This is a genomic window from Dietzia sp. Cai40 (assembly GCF_014145165.1).
In the GTDB taxonomy this organism is placed as follows: Bacteria; Actinomycetota; Actinomycetes; order Mycobacteriales; family Mycobacteriaceae; genus Dietzia; species Dietzia natronolimnaea.
Window position 1 is genome coordinate 1 of record NZ_JAALEB010000504.1, and the last position, 1,223, is coordinate 1,223.

Annotated in this window: 1 protein-coding gene and 1 pseudogene; both read right to left on the minus strand. The window is 71.0% G+C overall.

From position 1 onward, the window contains the following. Positions 1 to 981: Stk1 family PASTA domain-containing Ser/Thr kinase (gene pknB / locus G6022_RS16460; protein WP_182692049.1), on the minus strand; the 981-nt coding region annotated here is incomplete at its 3' end. Beyond that, positions 978 to 1,223: pseudogene (locus tag G6022_RS16465) on the minus strand (serine/threonine protein kinase); the annotation flags it as partial. The gene pknB and the pseudogene G6022_RS16465, both read right to left, overlap by 4 nt.

Genomic DNA, 1,223 nt, shown 5'->3' on the forward strand with positions numbered 1-1,223 from the left:
CGCCTCGGTCGGGGCCTCGGACGGCGGGATCCGGTCGGGGCGGCCCGAGCCGTAGCCCGCCCCGGCGAATCCGTGGGGGGCGTCGGGCCGTTGTCCGTCGTCGAGCTCGTCGTCGGACAGCACCAGCGGGGCGGCCGGTCGGCCGCCGCTCAGGACGGCCAACAGGTCGGTGCGCATGTCCCCGGCGGTGTCGTACCTGTTCTCGGGGTTCTTGGCCATCGCCTGCATGACCACGGCGTCGACGTACCGGCCGATCTCCGGGTTGATCGCGGAGGGCGGCTGCGGTGACTCGCGGACGTGCTGGTACGCCACGGCGACGGGCGATTCCCCGGTGAACGGCGGGGCTCCCGCGACCATCTCGTACAGGACGCAGCCGGCCGAGTACAGGTCCGATCGGGCGTCCACCGTCTCACCCCGGGCCTGCTCGGGGCTGAGGTACTGGGCGGTGCCGAGCACGGACGAGGTGTTGGTGAGGGTCGAGCTGGCGTCGCTGACCGCGCGCGCGATGCCGAAGTCCATGACCTTGACGGCCCCGTCGCGCGAGATCATGATGTTCGCCGGTTTGACGTCGCGGTGGATGATCCCCTTCTTGTGCGAGAAGTCCAGGGCGCCGCAGACGTCGGCCATCACCCCGAGTGCGCGTTCCACCTCCAACGGACCATCCATCTTGACGATGTCCCGGATCGTGTCGCCCTCGACCAGTTCCATGACGATGTAGGGCAACGCGCCGTCTGCGGTGCGCTCCTCGCCCGTGTCGTAGATCGCCACGATGGAGGGGTGGTTGAGCGACGCCGAATTCTGCGCCTCGCGGCGGAAGCGCTGGTAGAAGGTCTCGTCGCGGGCCAACTCGGGCCGCATGATCTTGACCGCCACGTCCCGGCCGAGGACGGTGTCGCGCCCCCGGTGGACCTCGGACATGCCACCGAATCCGAGGACCTCCCCGATCTCGTACCGACCGGCCAGCAGGTGAGGTGTGGTCATCCGCCGTCACCTCCCCTGCCGTTGTTCGCGGCCGCGTTCGGGTTCGCGTTGCCACCTGCGTTGCCACCCGCGTTGCCGCCCCCGTCGGCCTGGCCCGGCGGGACGAAGGAGTTGAACTCGGAGGTCAGCGAATCGAGCATGTCCTGCAGATCGGGCGCGGGCGGGACCACGGTCGGGGACGGCGCCGGCTGGGGCGGCGGAGTGGGTTCGGGGGCCGGGGCGGGGGCCGGCGCCTGGGTGGT